Consider the following 15,756-nt stretch of genomic DNA (forward strand, 5'->3'; position numbering starts at 1 on the left):
TGGCTCCTTCACCAGTCAACGCCCCAACCACCGTCCCGTCGCAACACCGCCGGGAACAGCTCTAGCAGTCCGAGCGGGCCAGTGCGCAGGTCGAGTGTGCCACCGGTCTCTGAAGGGTAGACCTCACCGACTGACAAGCCTGGCTACAACGCTGACACCAGCGTCCGGCGCATAAGCAAGCTTGACAGGCGTGGTCGTTCTAGGTTCTGCAATGTCATAACGTAACAGCTGCGATTTTCGCGTTCTCGTCGGTAGGGTCATGGTTGAGTCAGACGCCGAACGTCGGCACCCTCACGTTGTGTTCGGCAGGAATGTCGACTTCTGCGTCTTTACGGGCCTGCTTCTAGGAGTCTGTCTGATCGACCCCAAAGAAGCTGTCGCTCAAGCTGGTGGTGGTGTTTCCGCCAGCACTGGACCGGAACAGCACGTACTCCTCGAAACCTTGAGCGTTACTGGAGACGCGTCGGGCGGAGGCCTTGGCGGTACAACCTTCGAACGCCAGAAGGAGCGGTTTTTGCGCCGCCCAGGAGCGGAGGTCGTGGTCACGGTCAAGGACGCCGAGCCGGGCCGGAGAACGAATCTCAATGATACGCTCATCAGAACGCCGGGCGTGTTTGTGACGGAGCGCGGTGCTGGATCACTCGGCTTCATCTCCATTCGTGGCAGCGACATCGCTGCTGAGGGCTCACGCAACGGTCGCGGCATTCGCGGCTACATCGATGGGATTCCCCTCGGCCGGACCGATGCGGGCCTGACCAGCGCCCTAATCGATCCGCTCGCGACCGATTTTGTCGAAGTCTACCGAGGGGCCAACAGCCTCCGATACGGCAGCATCGCCACGGGCGGCGCGCTCAACTTCGTCTCAAAGACGGGGCTGACCGCCCCGTGGAACGCTGTCACGATCTCCGGCGGCAGCTTCGGCAACCTGCTGACCCAGGCTGAAACGGGCGGGCAGGACGAAAACGTCGACTGGTACCTACAAGGCAATATTTTCAACAATCAGGGCTTTCAGGATCATACGCGCGAGCGCAATTTTCGCTTCAGCGGAAATGTCGGCGTGCGACTGGCGCCGAACATCGAGAGCCGGACCTTCTTTGCCGCTGGTCATCTCCTGCAGGATCTGGCCGAGCCGCTGCCGCTCAATACCCTGCGCACGCAGCGACGCACGGCGCCGCCCAACTCCTATCTCTTCAATGAGCGGCTGAATCTCGATTACCAGCGCATCGCCAATCGCACCACGATCCGCGATGGGGACACCAACTATGAAATCGGGACCTACTTCCTGAACACGCGGCTCGACCATCTGCCCTCCCCCTTTGCCGGCGTCATTGATTACGGGTGGCGCGATTTCGGAGCCTCCGGTCGCGTAGAGCACAAATCGACGCTTGCAGATTTCCCGACGGAGTTCGTGGCCGGCGCACGGATCAACTACACCGATGCTGATTTTGATCGGTTCCAACACCGAAACAACGGTCGCGACAAGGGACGGCTGATCTTCGACAACAGCTTTGGCTCGTGGCTCGCCGAGAGCTACGGCGAGGCTGCCATTGAGGTCCTGCCGGGCGTCAGGACCTTCCTCGGCCTGCAGGCTGTCTACACAACGCGCACGCTCAATGATCTCTATCGTGGCGGCGTAGTCCCGGCCCTTGGCCCAACAGCACCGGGCGGCCCCCAACCTGGGCGCACAGCGGCGCGTCAAGAGTACGATCGGGATTTCGGTGCCATCAACCCGAAGTTTGGAGCAAACTGGGAATACACGCCCGGCCAGTTCATCTACGCCAATATCGCGCGGAGCTACGAAGTCCCCTCAGGCGCTGACCTGACCGACCTCCTGAGCGTGCAGGCTCGTACGGGCCGCAGCCTTTCCCCACTCGAAGCGCAGAGCGCCTGGACGGCGGAGGCCGGCACGCGTGGCGGATGGGATCGTTTCTCCTACGACGTCACGTTCTACCACATGCGCCTGCGTAACGAGATTTTGACGCGGTGTGCCGACGAGGTCGATCCGAGTTGCGCGACGACAGTCGCGTTCAACGCCCGCAATACCGTCCACAACGGGATCGAGCTCGGTCTCAACACGGAACCGTTCGTCGATGTCCTGCTGCCGGCTGATCGCATCTTTGTAAACCTCGTCTACAATCTCACCGACTTCCGCTTCGACGGGGATCCGCTTTTCGGAAGCGGTCGCCTACCCGTCATCCCGCGTCATCAGCTCTTTGCCGAGGGCGGCTACCGGCATCCGGCCGGCTGGTTCGTGTCGGTGAATGTGCGGGCGCTGAGCGAACGCCGCACGACCTTCGACGGAACGGGGGGAGAGGCGTTCATCGTGCCCTCCTACGCGTTGCTGGGGGCTCGGGCAGGCTGGCGCTCGGCGGATGCGTCGTGGAGCGTATTCTTGGAAGGACGCAACCTAACTGACGAGGTTTATGTCTCGGAGTTTTCCGCAACGCCGACGATCCCGGTCGTGCAGCAAGGCCCGCGTGTAGTACCGCGCGTGACGCCCCAGGTCCGTCCGGGAGACGGCCGCGCCGTCTATGCCGGCATCACCCACCGCTTCTGACCGGCTCGCGACATCATGCTTGTTCAGCCGGAAGGCCAGGGTGCACGGCGCCGCGCGATCTCGTCGGAGAGTGCATCACCCATCCCGCAAGGCGGCCGTTCGGGTGAGGTCCAACGAGGGAGGCGGAGAGCGTCGTGCCGGATGTCGGCGACGCGTGTGCAGGCCATCGTCGGCGCCGGCTTACTGTGGCTTGCTGCTGTTCTGCTTTCGACAATTCCGGCTGGCGCCGAGGATGCACCGGCCGGGTCGAGGCCTGTCCGGCTGCGCATCGTCGCAACGGACCTCGTGCTGCCGGGTAAGATTGCGAGCATCCGCCGTATCGCCGAGGCCGAGGGCGTTGCGGTCGAGGAAACGCGGCTCGGCACGAACGGTGGTGCGCCGGATCCGTTCGCGGAGAATGACATCGTCATCATCGATACGCCGCGCCCGGGCGATGTCGCGGCGATGCAGGCGTCGATGGCGGATACCCTGGCGAAGACGACGCGCCCATGGGTGAGGGTCGGCGGCGGCCCACCGGCGTTTGCCAACATCGCTGCCGGTGCAGCTCGCCGGATCGCGGCCTACTATGCGTCAGGGGGGCAAGCGAACTTCGCCCTGCTCGCAACCTATCTGCGCAGCTGGGCCGATGGCCGCGATCCATCGGCCATCCCTCCCGCCGTCCCGCTGCCGGCGTCCGGCCTGTATCATCCTGAGGCCGAGAAAGTTTTTGCGGACGCGCAAGCCTATCAGGACTGGGCTCGGTCGCGCTGGAAGGAGGGGGCGCCGCGCATCGCGGTGGCGATCCCGAGCAGCCTTGTGTCCAACATGGAAACACGGGTGGTCGATGAGATCGTCCGACGCAGCGAAACCGCGGGCTTGGCGCCCGTTCCCTTCTGGTTCGACCAGGCCGATCCGTCCGGACTTGAGCGGACGCTCGGGCCGATTCGGACCGACATCCTCATCGTTGCGACCCATCTCCAGAACGGCGCCGCCCGTGCGGCCGAGTTCCTCAAGCTCGGGATCCCGGTCATTCAAACGGTCGGGTACCGAGCGGGGGATCCGGCCGCCTGGGCAAGCGCGGCGAGCGGCATCCCGACGCCGCTGGTTGCCCCCTTTCTGATCGTCCCTGAGACTTGGGGAGCGACCGACCCGATGGTGATCGAGGCCGTGGCGAGCGGCGAACTCGTGCCGCTCACCCGCCAGATCGACGCCCTGGTCGCCAAGGCAGGACGCCTTGCCGCCCTGAAACAGAAGCCGGCGGCGGAAAAGCAAATCGCGCTGATGTTCTGGAACTATCCCCCCGGCGAGAAGAACCTCGGGGCGTCCAACCTCAACCTGCCGCGAAGCCTCGAACGGCTGAGCCGTACCCTTGCAGAAGCGGGTTACGACGTCCCTGCCCTGCGAGAGAAAAGTTTGATCACGGACATGCAGGCGCTGCTCGGTGCCGTCTACCATCCCGACCGGGTTACGGACCTGTTGGCGCGAAACATGGCCGTTGCGCTGCCGCTGGCGCGCTACCAAGCCTGGTTTGCGAGCCTGCCCAAGGGCCATCAGACCGAGATCGTCAAAGCCTGGGGCAAGCCCGAGGACAGCGCGCTGCTGCGTCAGGTGCACGGCGAACCATCGTTCGTCCTGCCGCTGATCCGTGCCGGCAAGCTCGTGATCATGCCGCAGCTGCCGCGCGGAGAAAGACCGGGCGAGGCCTATCACGATACGGCGGTGCCGCCCGGTCACCTCTACCTTGCGCAGTACCTCTACCTTCGTGAGGTCTCTGGCGCCGACGCTCTCATCCACTTCGGAACTCATGGCACCCAGGAGTGGACGCCGGGCAAGGACCGCGGCTTGTCAGTGGACGACTACCCCTATCTGCTTCCCGGCGACCTGCCGGTCTTCTACCCCTACATCCAGGACAATGTCGGCGAGGCCGTCCAAGCCAAGCGGCGCGGGCGGGCGGTCACGATCAGTCATCAGACACCGCCCTTCGCTCCCTCTGGGCTCTATGACGAGCTGCGGGATCTTCACGTCCTGATCCACGAGTATCAGCAGCTTGAGCCGGGCGCCGCCCGCGACCGAACGGCCGAACGGATCCAAGAGGCGGCGGCTGCAAGCCACATCGACCGCGATCTCGGCCTGAACGTGGAAACCATGCGGCGCGACGTCCCTGCTTTCCTGTCCAAGCTGCACGATCATCTGCACGGCCTCGCCGCCTCGGTGACGCCGCTCGGCCTGCATACCTTCGGAGAGGCCGCCGCGCCGGATCACCGGCTCATGACGGTGCTTCAGCAGCTTGGACCGGAGTTTCAGCGCCAGGCAGGCACGGACCCGGAGGAAGCGTATGCGGCAGAGGCGAGGACATTCGCCGAGACCCCGGCCTACCGCCTCCTCCAGACGCACCTGCGGAACGGAGACAGCCCCCCTCCGATCACCGAGCCGAAGCTCGCCGCGTTGATCGAGCGGGCCCGGAAACTCGACGGGCATTTGGCTCAGGTCGATGAGAGCGACGCCTTGCTCGCAGGGCTCGCCGGCCGCTTCGTCGCGCCGGGACCAGGGGGCGACCCCATACGCAATCCCGAGGTCCCGAACGGCCGGAACCTCTATCCTTTCGAGGCCGACAAGGTGCCGACGCAGGCTGCTTATGAGGCCGGCGACGCGGCACTCCGGCAGATCATCGAAAGCTATCAGGCGAGTCATGGCGGCACAGCGCCGACGAAGCTTGCTTTCAGCCTTTGGTCCTCCGAGACGATGCGCCACCTCGGCACGCTCGAGTCGCAGATCCTTCACGCGCTGGGACTGCGTCCAGTCTGGAAGGATGGAGGCCGCGTCGCACGGCTCGATATCATCCCCGCCGCCGAACTCGGTCGGCCGCGCATCGACGCGGTGATTCAAGTGACAGGGCTCTACCGGGACCAGTTCGATGGGTTCCTGCGACTGCTTGCGGATGGAATCGAGCGGCTTTCCCGGCTCGACGAGCCCGGCAACCCGATCGCCGCCAACTCCCGCAGCGCGCTCGCCCGGCTTCTCGCTGCTGGCAACTCGCAGGAAGCGGCAGAGGGGTTCGCTTCGATGCGCATCTTCTCGAACGCGCCGGGTGATTACACAACAGGCCTCTCGGCTTCGGTGCTGGATTCCACCTCCTGGGAGAAGGACGATGGCCTCGCCGATGCCTTCCTCGCCCGAACGCAATACGCCTACGGCTCCAAGGGCTGGGGCATCCGTGCCGAGGCGGGCAACCTTTTGGCAGAGCAGCTTCGGGGTGTCAGCGCGGCGACGCTGTCCCGCAGCTCGAACCTGCACGGACTGCTGTCGACCGATCATCCCTATGAGTTCCTGGGTGGCCTCTCTCTGGCGGTCCGCCGCCTCGATGGGCAGGCGCCGGCCCTCTACGTCTCAGATCTGCGTCGGCCCGATGCGCGTGTGGCGACGGCTGGGCAGTTCCTCTCCGATGAACTCCGTGCCCGCTATCTCAACCCGCACTGGATCGAGGGGATGAAGCGGGAAGGCTACGCCGGGACGCTGGAGATCCTGAACGCGGTCAACAACCTCTGGGGTTGGCAAGTCGTCGATCCTTCGACTGTTCGTGCCGACCAGTGGCAGTCGATCCATGACACCTTTGTGCGAGACGCCCGCGAACTCGGCCTGAATCAGTGGTTCGCAAACACCAATCCAACAGCCCAAAAGCAGCTCCTTGAGCGGCTCGTGGAGGCAATCCGGAAAGGCTACTGGGACGCCCCTGATCGCACCCGACGCGAGATCGTTGAACGGTGGCAGGAACTCACGGCGCTTGACGGCCTACCGACCGCACCAGAGACAACGCAGGCGTTCGTCGGCGAGATGGCTGCCGGCTTCGGGCTCCAAGCGGCAGCGTCCGAGGCGCAGGGCGGGGCGCCTGAGCCGAACCCATCCACGGCGATAGTGGGCGAGCCACAAACCGTTCGTGGCCAGGTCATGAAGGCCGCCCCTGCGGAACCGCAGGCTTGGTACCGCCGCCTCATCGCTCTGCTCCCACTGCTCCTCTTCGCAGCGGGCATGGTTCTTCAAGCCATCACAAACCGGCGAACTGCCTTCGGATCCACGGCATGAATACATTCGAGACGACCCTCTACGACCTCGCGCGGATCTTCCTCGTGCCGGTGACGCTCCTCATCATGGTGTCTCTGGCCTATGCCTTCGCGACTCTGGGGGCGTTCGTGGTCGAAGCGTTCCAGCGACGGCGCGGCACCTACAGGTCCAGTCTGCTGGCCTTCCAGGCCGAGGCGAATGTCGGCAGCGACGATCTGGAGCTGTGGATCATGCGCCGGCTCGAATGGCTGCGCATCGTCTCTCGCTCGGCTCCAATGCTGGGCCTCGTCGCGACGATGATCCCGATGGGGCCGGCCTTGCTGGCCTTGACCGGCAACGATGCCAGCGCCGTAGGCGCCAACCTAGCCGTCGCTTTTTCGTCCGTGATCCTCGCCCTCGTGAGTGCATCCATCAGTTTCTTTGTCCTCACCGTTCGGCGGCGCTGGCTGCTGGAGGAACTGCGGTCGTTCGAGCGGGCAAAGGGGATCGTCTGATGAGGTTCTTACAGGATGACGAAGCCGATGATCCCTTGCTGTCGGTCATCAATCTCATCGACGTTTTCCTGGTCGTCATTGCGATGCTGATGATCGCCATTCTTCAAAACCCGAGCAACCGATTTGCTTCGCAAGCCTCGAGTGGCCAGGCATCGGAACAGAATATGACAATCCAGAACAGCAAGGATTTGACACGTTATCAGACCAGCTCCGAAATGGGAGAGGGCAAAGGAGTTCGAGCCGGAACAACCTACCGCCTTCCCGATGGCCGAATGATCTACGTCCCTGACTAATCTTAACTTAGCGATATGCTGGATTCCTCGCGTTGCTGAGGGTTCCGCAAGAAGAAATTTGCGCCGTCGATTCGATGATGCGGCTCCGATCTAACTCTGATCTAGGCCTCCGATTTGAGCAGCAGCACGGCGTCGACGGCTCCATCGAGATAGGTGCGAGCGAAGCGAACGCCGAACAAGTGGTCCAGATCGTTCCCGCGAGCGATCTCCGCGACTGGTCCGTCTCCCATTATGCGCCCTCGCCCCAGCAGCACGAGCCGATCGCAATCGCGCACGGCCTGCTCGATGTCATGTAAGACGAGGACGACGATCCGGTCGCGGGCATAAGCGTGAAGTCGCCGTATCAGGTCGATGCGGTGGCCAATGTCGAGGCTCGCTCCTGGTTCATCGGCAAGCAGCACCTCCGGTTCGGCGATCATGGTTGCGGCGAGCAGCGCCCGCGCCCGTTCGCCGCCGGAGATGCGCGACCAGGGGCGCTCGGCAAGATCGACGAGATCATGGGTGCATAGGATCTCGTCGAGACGGCGCTCGGCACCCGGCATCCGGCTCGCGCCGAGTTCGACGATCGTGCGCACGCTGTAGTCCCAGGCCGGCTGGAACGACTGCGGCAAATACCCGATGCGGCGGGCGCGCTCCCGGGGCGGCAGGTCCACGACGGGTCGGCCATCGAGCATCGCGACGCCGGCTTGCGGGCGTGAAAGGCCGGCCAGCGTGCGCAAAAGGGTCGATTTGCCCGCCCCATTCGGGCCGATCAATCCGATCAGGGCGCCGGGCTTGATGTCGAGATCGACCGCATCGAGCAGACGGTGAGCGCCTGCCGTCACAGTGATGCCTTTGGCGATAAGGTGGGTCATGCGTGAAGCCTGCGGCGCAGCAGGACGAGGAAGAATGGTCCGCCCGCCGCGGCGGTGACGAGGCCGAGCGGCAACTCGGCCGGCGGCAGAACGGCGCGGGCGAGCCCGTCGCAGACGATGACCAGGGCGGCGCCCGTCGCGGCCGAAATTGGTAGCAGCGCGCTGTGGCGCGGGCCGACCCACCAGCGGGCGATGTGGGGGGCGACAAGACCGACGAAGGCGACGAGACCGCCATAGGCGACGGCGAGCGCCACAACGGCGGCGCCGACCAGTACGGCGCGGGCAGTGAAGCGGTCGGCAACAAGTCCGAAGGCACGAGCCTGATCCTCACCCAGACCGAGGAGGTCGAGGCCGCGGGACAAAGGAAGGCTCACACACAGGGCGCAAGCCGCTAGGCCGGCGAGCAGGGCGAGGCCAGTCCAGTCCGGGGTCTGGATGCCACCGAGCGTCCAGCTCAGAACGACCTGTAGGCTGACGCTTTCATCCGAAAGAGCGAGCATCAGGAACGAGCGAGCTGCGCCCAGCATCGCCGCCACCGCGACACCTGCCAGCAGCAGGCCAGCGGCATCCGCCGCACCCGAGCCTCGCGCTACGGCGAGCACCAGCACGGCTGCGGCCCAAGCCCCCAAGAAGGCGAGGCCGCCAAGAGCGAGGCTGGAAGGAAGGCCGAGCGGCACGAGCAGGGCAACGGTCGCTCCGATCGCCGCACCGCCGGAGGCGCCGAGCAGGTAGGGCTCGGCGAGGGGATTGCGGAACACCCCCTGGAAGATCGCGCCGCCCAGGCCGAGCATGGCTCCGACGAGACCGGCAGCGAGCACGCGCGGCAGGCGCCAGTCACGGAGCAGGCGCGCCCGCAGGTCATCGGCTCCGCCGAGGACGTGGACGATCTCTAGCGGCCCGGCCCAGTCGTGTCCGGCCGCGAGACCGAAAGTCAGAGCGAGAAGGAGGATGGCAGCAATGAGAGGGATAAGCCTCACGGCATGGCCTGCGCCGGATGGAGAAGGGCGGCAAGGCGCTCGATCCCGCCAACCGTACGCGGTCCCGGAATCAGGAACTCGGCGCGCGGCAGAGTGTAGGCGCGGCCAGCTCGCACGGCGCGCATCTCACGAAAGCCTGGACGGGCGGTGAGCTCTGCCAGCTCCCACTCCTGTCCAGCGAGAAGAAGCACATCCGGATCGGCGGCGAGGACCGCCTCCGGCGAGACTTGGGCGATTCCGCGAATGGCGAGCGCCGGACAAGTGCCGGCGCGGACGAGGGCATCACCGGTGTAGGTATCCTGACGCGCAACCAGCAGCAGCCCATTGCCGAGGCGTCCGGTCACGAGGATCGTGCGGGGGCAAACCGTGCCTGCGAGCCTGCGGGCTACTGCTGCGAGGCGTGCCTCCAGCCCCGCCGCGACCGCCTCCCCGCGCTCCGCCTCTCCGAGAGCCCGCCCGACGAGGCGAATGTTGCCGAGCACCTCATCGAGGCTGCGGCTCGTCAGCACGATCACCGGCAGGCCCAGCCGCTCCATCGGTGCGAGGAGTTGATGCACCGCCTGCCGGGCCGGCGTGACGAGCACGAGGTCCGGGTTTTGCGCCACAACGGCATCGACCGAGAAGCCGAGGCGACCGCCGACGACGGGTTTGTTTGCGGCTTCGGGCGGGTAGCGGGTGAAGGCGTCGATGCCGACGATGCGGTCCGTGAGACCAAGGACCGCCACCAACTCCGTGTTCGAGGAGAAGATCGTCACGACCCGCCGCGGGGCTGCCGGCAGCTCCACGGCCCGACCGAGGGTATCGGTCAGGCGGATTGGCTGGGCCATAGCCGGACTGGCCGCAGTCAGTCCGGTGAGAGCCCCGATGATCGCCACGCGCATTCAGAAGCGCGCCTGCAGGCCGAGTTGCAAATCCCGACCGGGTGCGGAGGTGCCGCCTCCGCCGTTGTAGAGGCGCAGGTCGGCCAGGGTCGACTGCTGCCCGGCGATGGCGATGAAGAGCGGGTGGTAGTTCACGTCGAACAGGTTGCGCACCTGCGCGAACAGCTTCACCCCCGGCATCAGGTCCACCTCACCGCGTATGTTGACGAGGAAGAACGGATCCTTGCGCCAGATGTACTCGCGGTAGGGCTCGGCCGTAGGCACGAGCAGGTTCTCCTCCGTGTTGTACCAGACCGGACCGTTGAGCACACCCTGGACCTGGATCGCCCAGGGATAGGGGATATCGGCCTGACCGAAGCGGGTGCCGAGGGCAAGCTGGTACTCGTAGACGCGCTCGACCCGGCGCGTGTTGGCGCTGGCGACGCTGACGGCGCCCTCGTCCTTCATGTCGAAGTTGTAGTTGCCGTTGGCGTAAGCCCGCCAGCGCCAGCTGCCGGGTTCCCAGCCGAGGGTGCGGATCATGTCCGTCTCGTACTGGACCTCGATGCCGCGAATGAGCACGTCGCCGGCGTTGTTCACGTAGTCCGAGGTGTTGCTGTTGGGCCCGCGCGAGCGGGTGATGATGCGGTCCGAGATGATGTTCTGGAACAGCGCCACGTCGAGGCGCGAGACCCCGTTCGTCAAGGTGGTGCCGATCTCGATCTGCTCGCTCGTCTCGGGCCGAATGTTTGCGTTGCCGAAGATGCGTCCGCCGCCGAGCGTGTTGTAGTCCGCCGCGATTTCTGTTGCGGTCGGCGCTCGGAAGCCCGACGAGGCACCGACGCGGAAGGCGGCCCAGTCAGTTGCCCGGTAGGTCGCGCCGGCGGAGTAGGTCGTGGCTTCGTAGGGGCGCGAGCCAGTGATCTGCCCGGCTAGGAACGGGGTCGGATCGAAGCTCGTGGTGCCGTAGGTCTGGCGGATGCCAGCCCGCAGCGTCACCCGATCGTCGAACAGGCGCTGGGTGTCCTCGACGTAGAGGGCGTGGAACTGGTCGGTCTGGTTGTTATCCTGCGGCGAGACCTGAGCCAACGGGTTGCCGGGCAGACCCACGCGGAAGCGATCGGAGCGCAGCCGGCTCGTCTCCCAATCCCAACCGAGAAGCAGGTCGTTGCCCGCAAACAGGCTCACCCTCGGCTGGAAGCGGGTGCCGAGGATGTCGAGGTTGCGCGTGTTGAAGTCCGCCTGCGTGCCTGGCACCGGCTGCCCAGTGCCGCCGCGCTGGACCGGCGAGGCCCATTTGAAATGGTCCTCGTCAGTGACGCTGTAGAACTGCGCAAACAGGCTCGCGCGCCCGTCATCGGTGCGCCCGGTATAGCTCGCATCAAACGATCCGTTGATACGGTTGTCCCGGCTGTAGAGGTTGCCACCGGAACCGCGGAAGCCGACCCCGTAGATGCCGTCCGTGCGAAGCGTAAAGTCGAGCCGCTGATTGGGATCGATCTGGAAGCCGAGCGCGCCAGTGATGCCCATCCGGTTCCACTGGGTGTTGGCCATGCGATCGCCGGAGCCAGCATAGTAGTCGTCGCGCTTGGCGCCCGACAGGCCGAGATAATAGTCGAACGGGCCGACGACCCCACCGGTCTGCGCGCGTCCCTGTGCCAACCCCCAGACGCCGCCGATGCCCTCGGCAAGGGTACCAGGCGCAGTGCGGCCGGTCTTCAGGATGATGTTGATGACGCCGCCGATGTTCTGGCTGCCGTAGATCACCGAGGAAGGCCCGCGCACGATCTCGATCCGCTCGACATCGGCTATGGAGAGCTTGGAAAGGTTCGCCGTACCAGCCCGGCGGCCGTTCATGAGGACAAGGACTTGGCTGCGGAAGTCCTTGCCTTGGCCGTCGGTGGCACCGCCGCGGATGTTGATCGAGGTCTGGCCCGGCGTCCATTCCGAGAAAAAGCCGACGGCGTTCTCGGCCAGCAGATCGGTCACCGATTTGGCGGTTGTGTTCTCGATCATCGTACGATCGATAACCTGGACGGTGCCGGCGATCTCGGAGCGCGGCTCGGGTCGGCCGGTAGCGGTCACCACGAGCTCATCGAGGCTCACCGCGGCGCTGCCGGCGACGGTGGTGCCTTCCTGTGCCATCGCGGCGACTGAGTGCGTGCTGCCGACAAGGAGAAGCACGAGAGGGAAAAAGGCGCGAGGCATCACGAGGCGGTCCTCCACACGAGGAGGGCGGAAGCTCGGGGAACGGACAGGCGGTGTCCGCCAGGAACGGGCACGGCTTGGGCGGCAAGATGTTCGTAAAGCTTGCGTCGGCGGCCGTCATCGAGGGCCCAACCGAGGCGGTCGGCAAGGAAGCCGGAAGTCCGTTCCACGTCTCGAACGACTGCGCTGAAGGTCCACTCTGTTTGCGCCGCGATGGATGGCTGATCACATGGCGGCAGGTTGCGCAGGACGACGTCGATGCCCGGCGTCTCGTCTTCACCGTGCCAGGCAGACGGCAGACAGCCGGCGAGGCAAAGGCCTCGCGGGCCGCGCTGGGCCGGAACCAGCCAGATGACATTGTTGCGGGCCCAAGCGCGGCACTGACGCAAGAAGACGCCCGCATCCGTGAGCGGGGCAGCGATGTTGGCGGCTAGCACGGTGTCTGCGGATCCTGCCGGCAGATCGGCTTGTTGCCACCCCACTGGTAGAAGGTGGGGCGGCGGCACGAGCGCGCGCAGGCGCTGCTGCATCCCAATGTTCGGCTCTACGGCGATCCAGGCTGCAAGCGGATCGCGCACGGCCTGGCCGAGTTGCCCGCCCCCGGCGCCGACATCAAGCAGGTCGCCAATGCGCGGCACTGCCGCACGCACGAGCGGAGCGACATGCGCGACGTAGTCGGATGTGTCGATGCCGGCCGCGTAGAGTTCGAGAGGATCGACTTCGATCTCGCTCGCCTGAGGCGGCGCAACGTTGAAGGGTCGTATGGTTGTGCAACTTTGTTTCATCGGTCCTTCCCCGAACCTTGACGGGGGACCGTGGGCGCAAGCCGACGTCGCGGTTGCCGCAACGTGCGTTCATGCGGCCCGTTGGGACACCCCGCCCACGAGACATTTCACGGTCATGGCAGGTCTCCTGGCTCACGGGTCGCCGCCACCCGTCTGGCCTTCCCGGTGATCTCTCACCAGTGACGCAGATCGACGGATGACTCGCCGCTTACAGTTGCGGGGGCAGCTCCGGTTTGGGCGCAAGCGCCGCACCGGATTCCCTCTTAGCTCGCCATGTCGGATGGCGAGAACCTTGACCGCAGCTCGTAGACCAAGCGGCGTTGAGGTTGTCAACCGCCAGAAAACTATCTCATTTTGACTTAATTCGCCGAGCTAATTTGCTTGATATCGTTTGCGGCAGCTCCACTCATGAGCAAATGTGGCCGGCAACACAGAAAAAGCGAAGCTCACCTTCTGAGCGCCAGATGGCAATCTTTGTGCATGGAGGCGCTTCAAGCGGAAGAGGCAGCATGTGCACTCTCGAGAACGGCAATAGCACCCCTGGATACCTCGCACACAGGTGTCGAGCCGGCTTGGACATCGCCGCGGCACGTGTCTCTCGACCGAATGCGGGATAGCACGCTCGGGCTTTGTTCATTTGCATGTAACATTATAACGTGACGTTCTTGTCAAGCTCCGAATCCGATGCCCAGCTGCCGCTCGCACAGGTACAGTGCCGTGCCAATGCACTCCACGGCCAATTCCTTGTAGCAGGATGGGCACATCGACTGCCGCAGCGCGGGATCAAGCACCAAGCACCTTGGCAGAGTTTGCGCCGTGCCCTCGCACATGTACCTCTGCAAGTCTGACTCGGGGTCTAAGTTTTTGTTCTATTAGAGCGTTTTCGGTTTGATCTGATTCGGCCTGATGGGGTTCACAGGGCTTTTGCGGGCTGATTCAGTGCTCGTTCCGGACGAGGAGCGAGATATGGGTCGACCCTACTGTTGATCCGGCCATGGCTGTGGAGGGGATCGACTGCGACGTCCACCATCCCGCATCCTGAAACTTAGCCTTCCCGCCCAAGGCCGGACTGCAGCCCGGGTCTCGATCCCGCAATTTCGCCGCCGGAGCTGCGGATAGTTGACGCTGGTAGGCGAGTCGGAATGCTTTCGCCCTCATGCTGTTCGAACAACCCAACGCCCTGCAGATCCACGTCGTGCTGGACGGCGTCGAGCCTGCCGTCTGGCGGCGCCTCGCGGTGCCCTGCAGTTGGCATCTGGGCGAGTTGCACCTGGCCATCCAAGCCGCATTCAACTGGTGGAACTACCACCTGCACGAGTTCCGCATCGGCGGCCTACGCTACGGCGATCCCGACACGGTTGATTGGAGCGGTGTCGACGATCCCCGCGTGTTCGACGAGCGCACGGTGCGCCTGCTCGACTTCGACCGCGAGCCTGGGCTGGCCTTCACCTACCTCTACGACTTCGGCGACGACTGGCACCATACCGTCACGATCGAGGGACCTCTCGTTTTCGGCGCGCGGCCCCGCCATGCCACCTGCCTCGACGGGGCGCGGGCACGGCCGCCCGAAGACGTCGGCGGGATCAGGGGCTACGAGCGCTTCCTGGCTGTCATGGCCGACCCCGGCGATCCCGAGCATGCCGGGATCCGGCGCTGGTGCGGTGGCCACTTCGCGCCCGAATGGTTCGACCGCGCGCTCGTCGACAAGGACCTAAAGAGCGCCCTCAAGCCCAATGTCCGTCGACGCCTCCATCAGCCCAAACCGAAGCGACTTGGACACCCATCGTAACCGACGCCGGTTGGGCATCGATATGGTCGTCGCACCGCCTTGGTGCACCCATCGGGGGCCGAACCTCCGGATGCAGAGACCCTCGTCCCACTGCGGAGTCGGCTGCGCCTCCTTCTGATCCGCCCCCATCGAAGTGGTTCATCGCCGAGTTTGGTGGATCGAGGTGCGTGACGGTTGGGGTCTTGGCGTGGTCGGTTCAGCCTCGCAGATCGGGGCATGACCCAGCTCTTCCCTTTGCCTGGCTGCCGCCTCGTCCGCGTCGCGCGGGACGGCCCCACCGCCCTCACCCTCGTCGCCGAAGCGAAGCCCGACCACGCCCGCTGCCCGACGTGCCGAGCCATCAGCACGTCGGTCCATAGCCGGTATCGGCGACGGCCTGCCGATTTGCCGGCCAGCGGCAAGGCCGTTCGGCTGCAGTTGGAGGTTCGGCGCTTCTACTGCTGCGACCCAATCAAATTGCTGACGTCGTCTCGACCCAGGTCGAGCGGAGCCACAAAGCAGCCTCATCCAGGCCGCAGATCCTGTCGCCGGCCTATCGTTCAGCCGCGAGTTTGAACGTTTGGAAGCCACACTTCCGCAGGCAAGTCTGCTTACGAAGCAACAGCGGACCTGCCGCCGCACAAGAGCGAAGGTCTGCTGATGGCGCGAGGCCGTCAGTCAGCGCGCAGATGCTGAACAGCGGCTTCTTACCCTTCGCAGGCAATCGGAAGGTCCGCTTACCGGCAAACTGCCCGGACCTCACAGACGAAGTTTGGCTGGAAGACGGGCATTCCCGAGCAACTGCTCACCGCCGCCCTCGAACATGGTGATACACACCGCGCTCGCGGCCCTGGGCGCTGTCGATGACGGAGTGGTCGAACTGACGGCGCGAACATCTACCACGTGGCGTTCCGCTATCGAA

General features: G+C 65.0%; 9 protein-coding genes, 2 pseudogenes and 1 riboswitch. Of the genes and pseudogenes, 6 read left to right on the forward strand and 5 right to left on the reverse strand.

The window, feature by feature from the left end; genetic code table 11:
• The first annotated feature begins 259 nt into the window (after positions 1-259).
• The 4 genes from FHU13_RS18170 to FHU13_RS18185 all read left to right on the forward strand — a co-directional run bounded on the left by FHU13_RS18170 (position 260) and on the right by FHU13_RS18185 (position 7,382).
• Positions 260-2,557: a TonB-dependent receptor domain-containing protein gene (locus FHU13_RS18170; protein ID WP_183437270.1), complete on the forward strand. Its 2,298-nt coding sequence runs from the start codon at positions 260-262 to the stop codon at positions 2,555-2,557.
• A gap of 141 nt (positions 2,558-2,698) precedes the next feature.
• Positions 2,699-6,616: a cobaltochelatase subunit CobN gene (cobN, locus tag FHU13_RS18175; protein WP_183437271.1), complete on the forward strand. Its 3,918-nt coding sequence runs from the start codon at positions 2,699-2,701 to the stop codon at positions 6,614-6,616.
• Positions 6,613-7,089: a MotA/TolQ/ExbB proton channel family protein gene (locus FHU13_RS18180; protein WP_183437272.1), complete on the forward strand. Its 477-nt coding sequence runs from the start codon at positions 6,613-6,615 to the stop codon at positions 7,087-7,089. Before cobN ends, FHU13_RS18180 begins: the two co-directional genes overlap by 4 nt.
• Complete coding sequence (locus tag FHU13_RS18185) at positions 7,089-7,382, forward strand: DUF2149 domain-containing protein (RefSeq protein ID WP_183437273.1); 294 nt, start codon at positions 7,089-7,091, stop codon at positions 7,380-7,382. The genes FHU13_RS18180 and FHU13_RS18185 overlap by 1 nt, the downstream gene beginning before the upstream one ends.
• Before the next feature lie 101 nt (positions 7,383-7,483).
• On the opposite strand, the pseudogene FHU13_RS18190 reads toward FHU13_RS18185, so the two are convergent.
• The 5 genes and pseudogenes from FHU13_RS18190 to FHU13_RS18210 form a co-directional block, all read right to left on the reverse strand.
• A pseudogene (locus FHU13_RS18190) lies at positions 7,484-8,176 on the reverse strand (ABC transporter ATP-binding protein); the annotation flags it as partial.
• 56 nt (positions 8,177-8,232) lie between these two features.
• Positions 8,233-9,213, reverse strand: coding sequence for an iron ABC transporter permease (locus FHU13_RS18195; RefSeq protein ID WP_183437275.1), 981 nt, complete (start codon positions 9,211-9,213; stop codon positions 8,233-8,235).
• The gene (locus FHU13_RS18200; RefSeq protein ID WP_183437276.1) at positions 9,210-10,094 is read right to left on the reverse strand and encodes an ABC transporter substrate-binding protein; all 885 of its coding nucleotides are present in this window, start codon (positions 10,092-10,094) and stop codon (positions 9,210-9,212) included. Before FHU13_RS18200 ends, FHU13_RS18195 begins: the two co-directional genes overlap by 4 nt.
• Positions 10,095-12,281, reverse strand: coding sequence for a TonB-dependent receptor (locus FHU13_RS18205; protein ID WP_183437277.1), 2,187 nt, complete (start codon positions 12,279-12,281; stop codon positions 10,095-10,097).
• On the reverse strand, positions 12,281-12,931 hold the full coding sequence (locus FHU13_RS18210) for a hypothetical protein (RefSeq protein WP_210287721.1): 651 nt from the start codon (positions 12,929-12,931) through the stop codon (positions 12,281-12,283). Before FHU13_RS18210 ends, FHU13_RS18205 begins: the two co-directional genes overlap by 1 nt.
• A 234-nt stretch (positions 12,932-13,165) precedes the next feature.
• A riboswitch (cobalamin riboswitch) is annotated at positions 13,166-13,376 on the reverse strand.
• An 846-nt stretch (positions 13,377-14,222) separates the two neighbouring features.
• Here FHU13_RS18210 and FHU13_RS18215 point away from each other — a divergent pair.
• A complete protein-coding gene (locus FHU13_RS18215; protein WP_183437279.1) occupies positions 14,223-14,855 on the forward strand; it encodes a plasmid pRiA4b ORF-3 family protein in 633 nt (210 codons plus the stop codon).
• Between the two features lie 216 nt (positions 14,856-15,071).
• Positions 15,072-15,305 (forward strand): annotated as a pseudogene (locus tag FHU13_RS18220) (transposase family protein); the annotation flags it as partial.
• Positions 15,306-15,756: the final 451 nt, after the last annotated feature.

The organism is Methylobacterium sp. R2-1, from assembly GCF_014191355.1.
GTDB lineage: Bacteria > Pseudomonadota > Alphaproteobacteria > Rhizobiales > Beijerinckiaceae > Methylobacterium.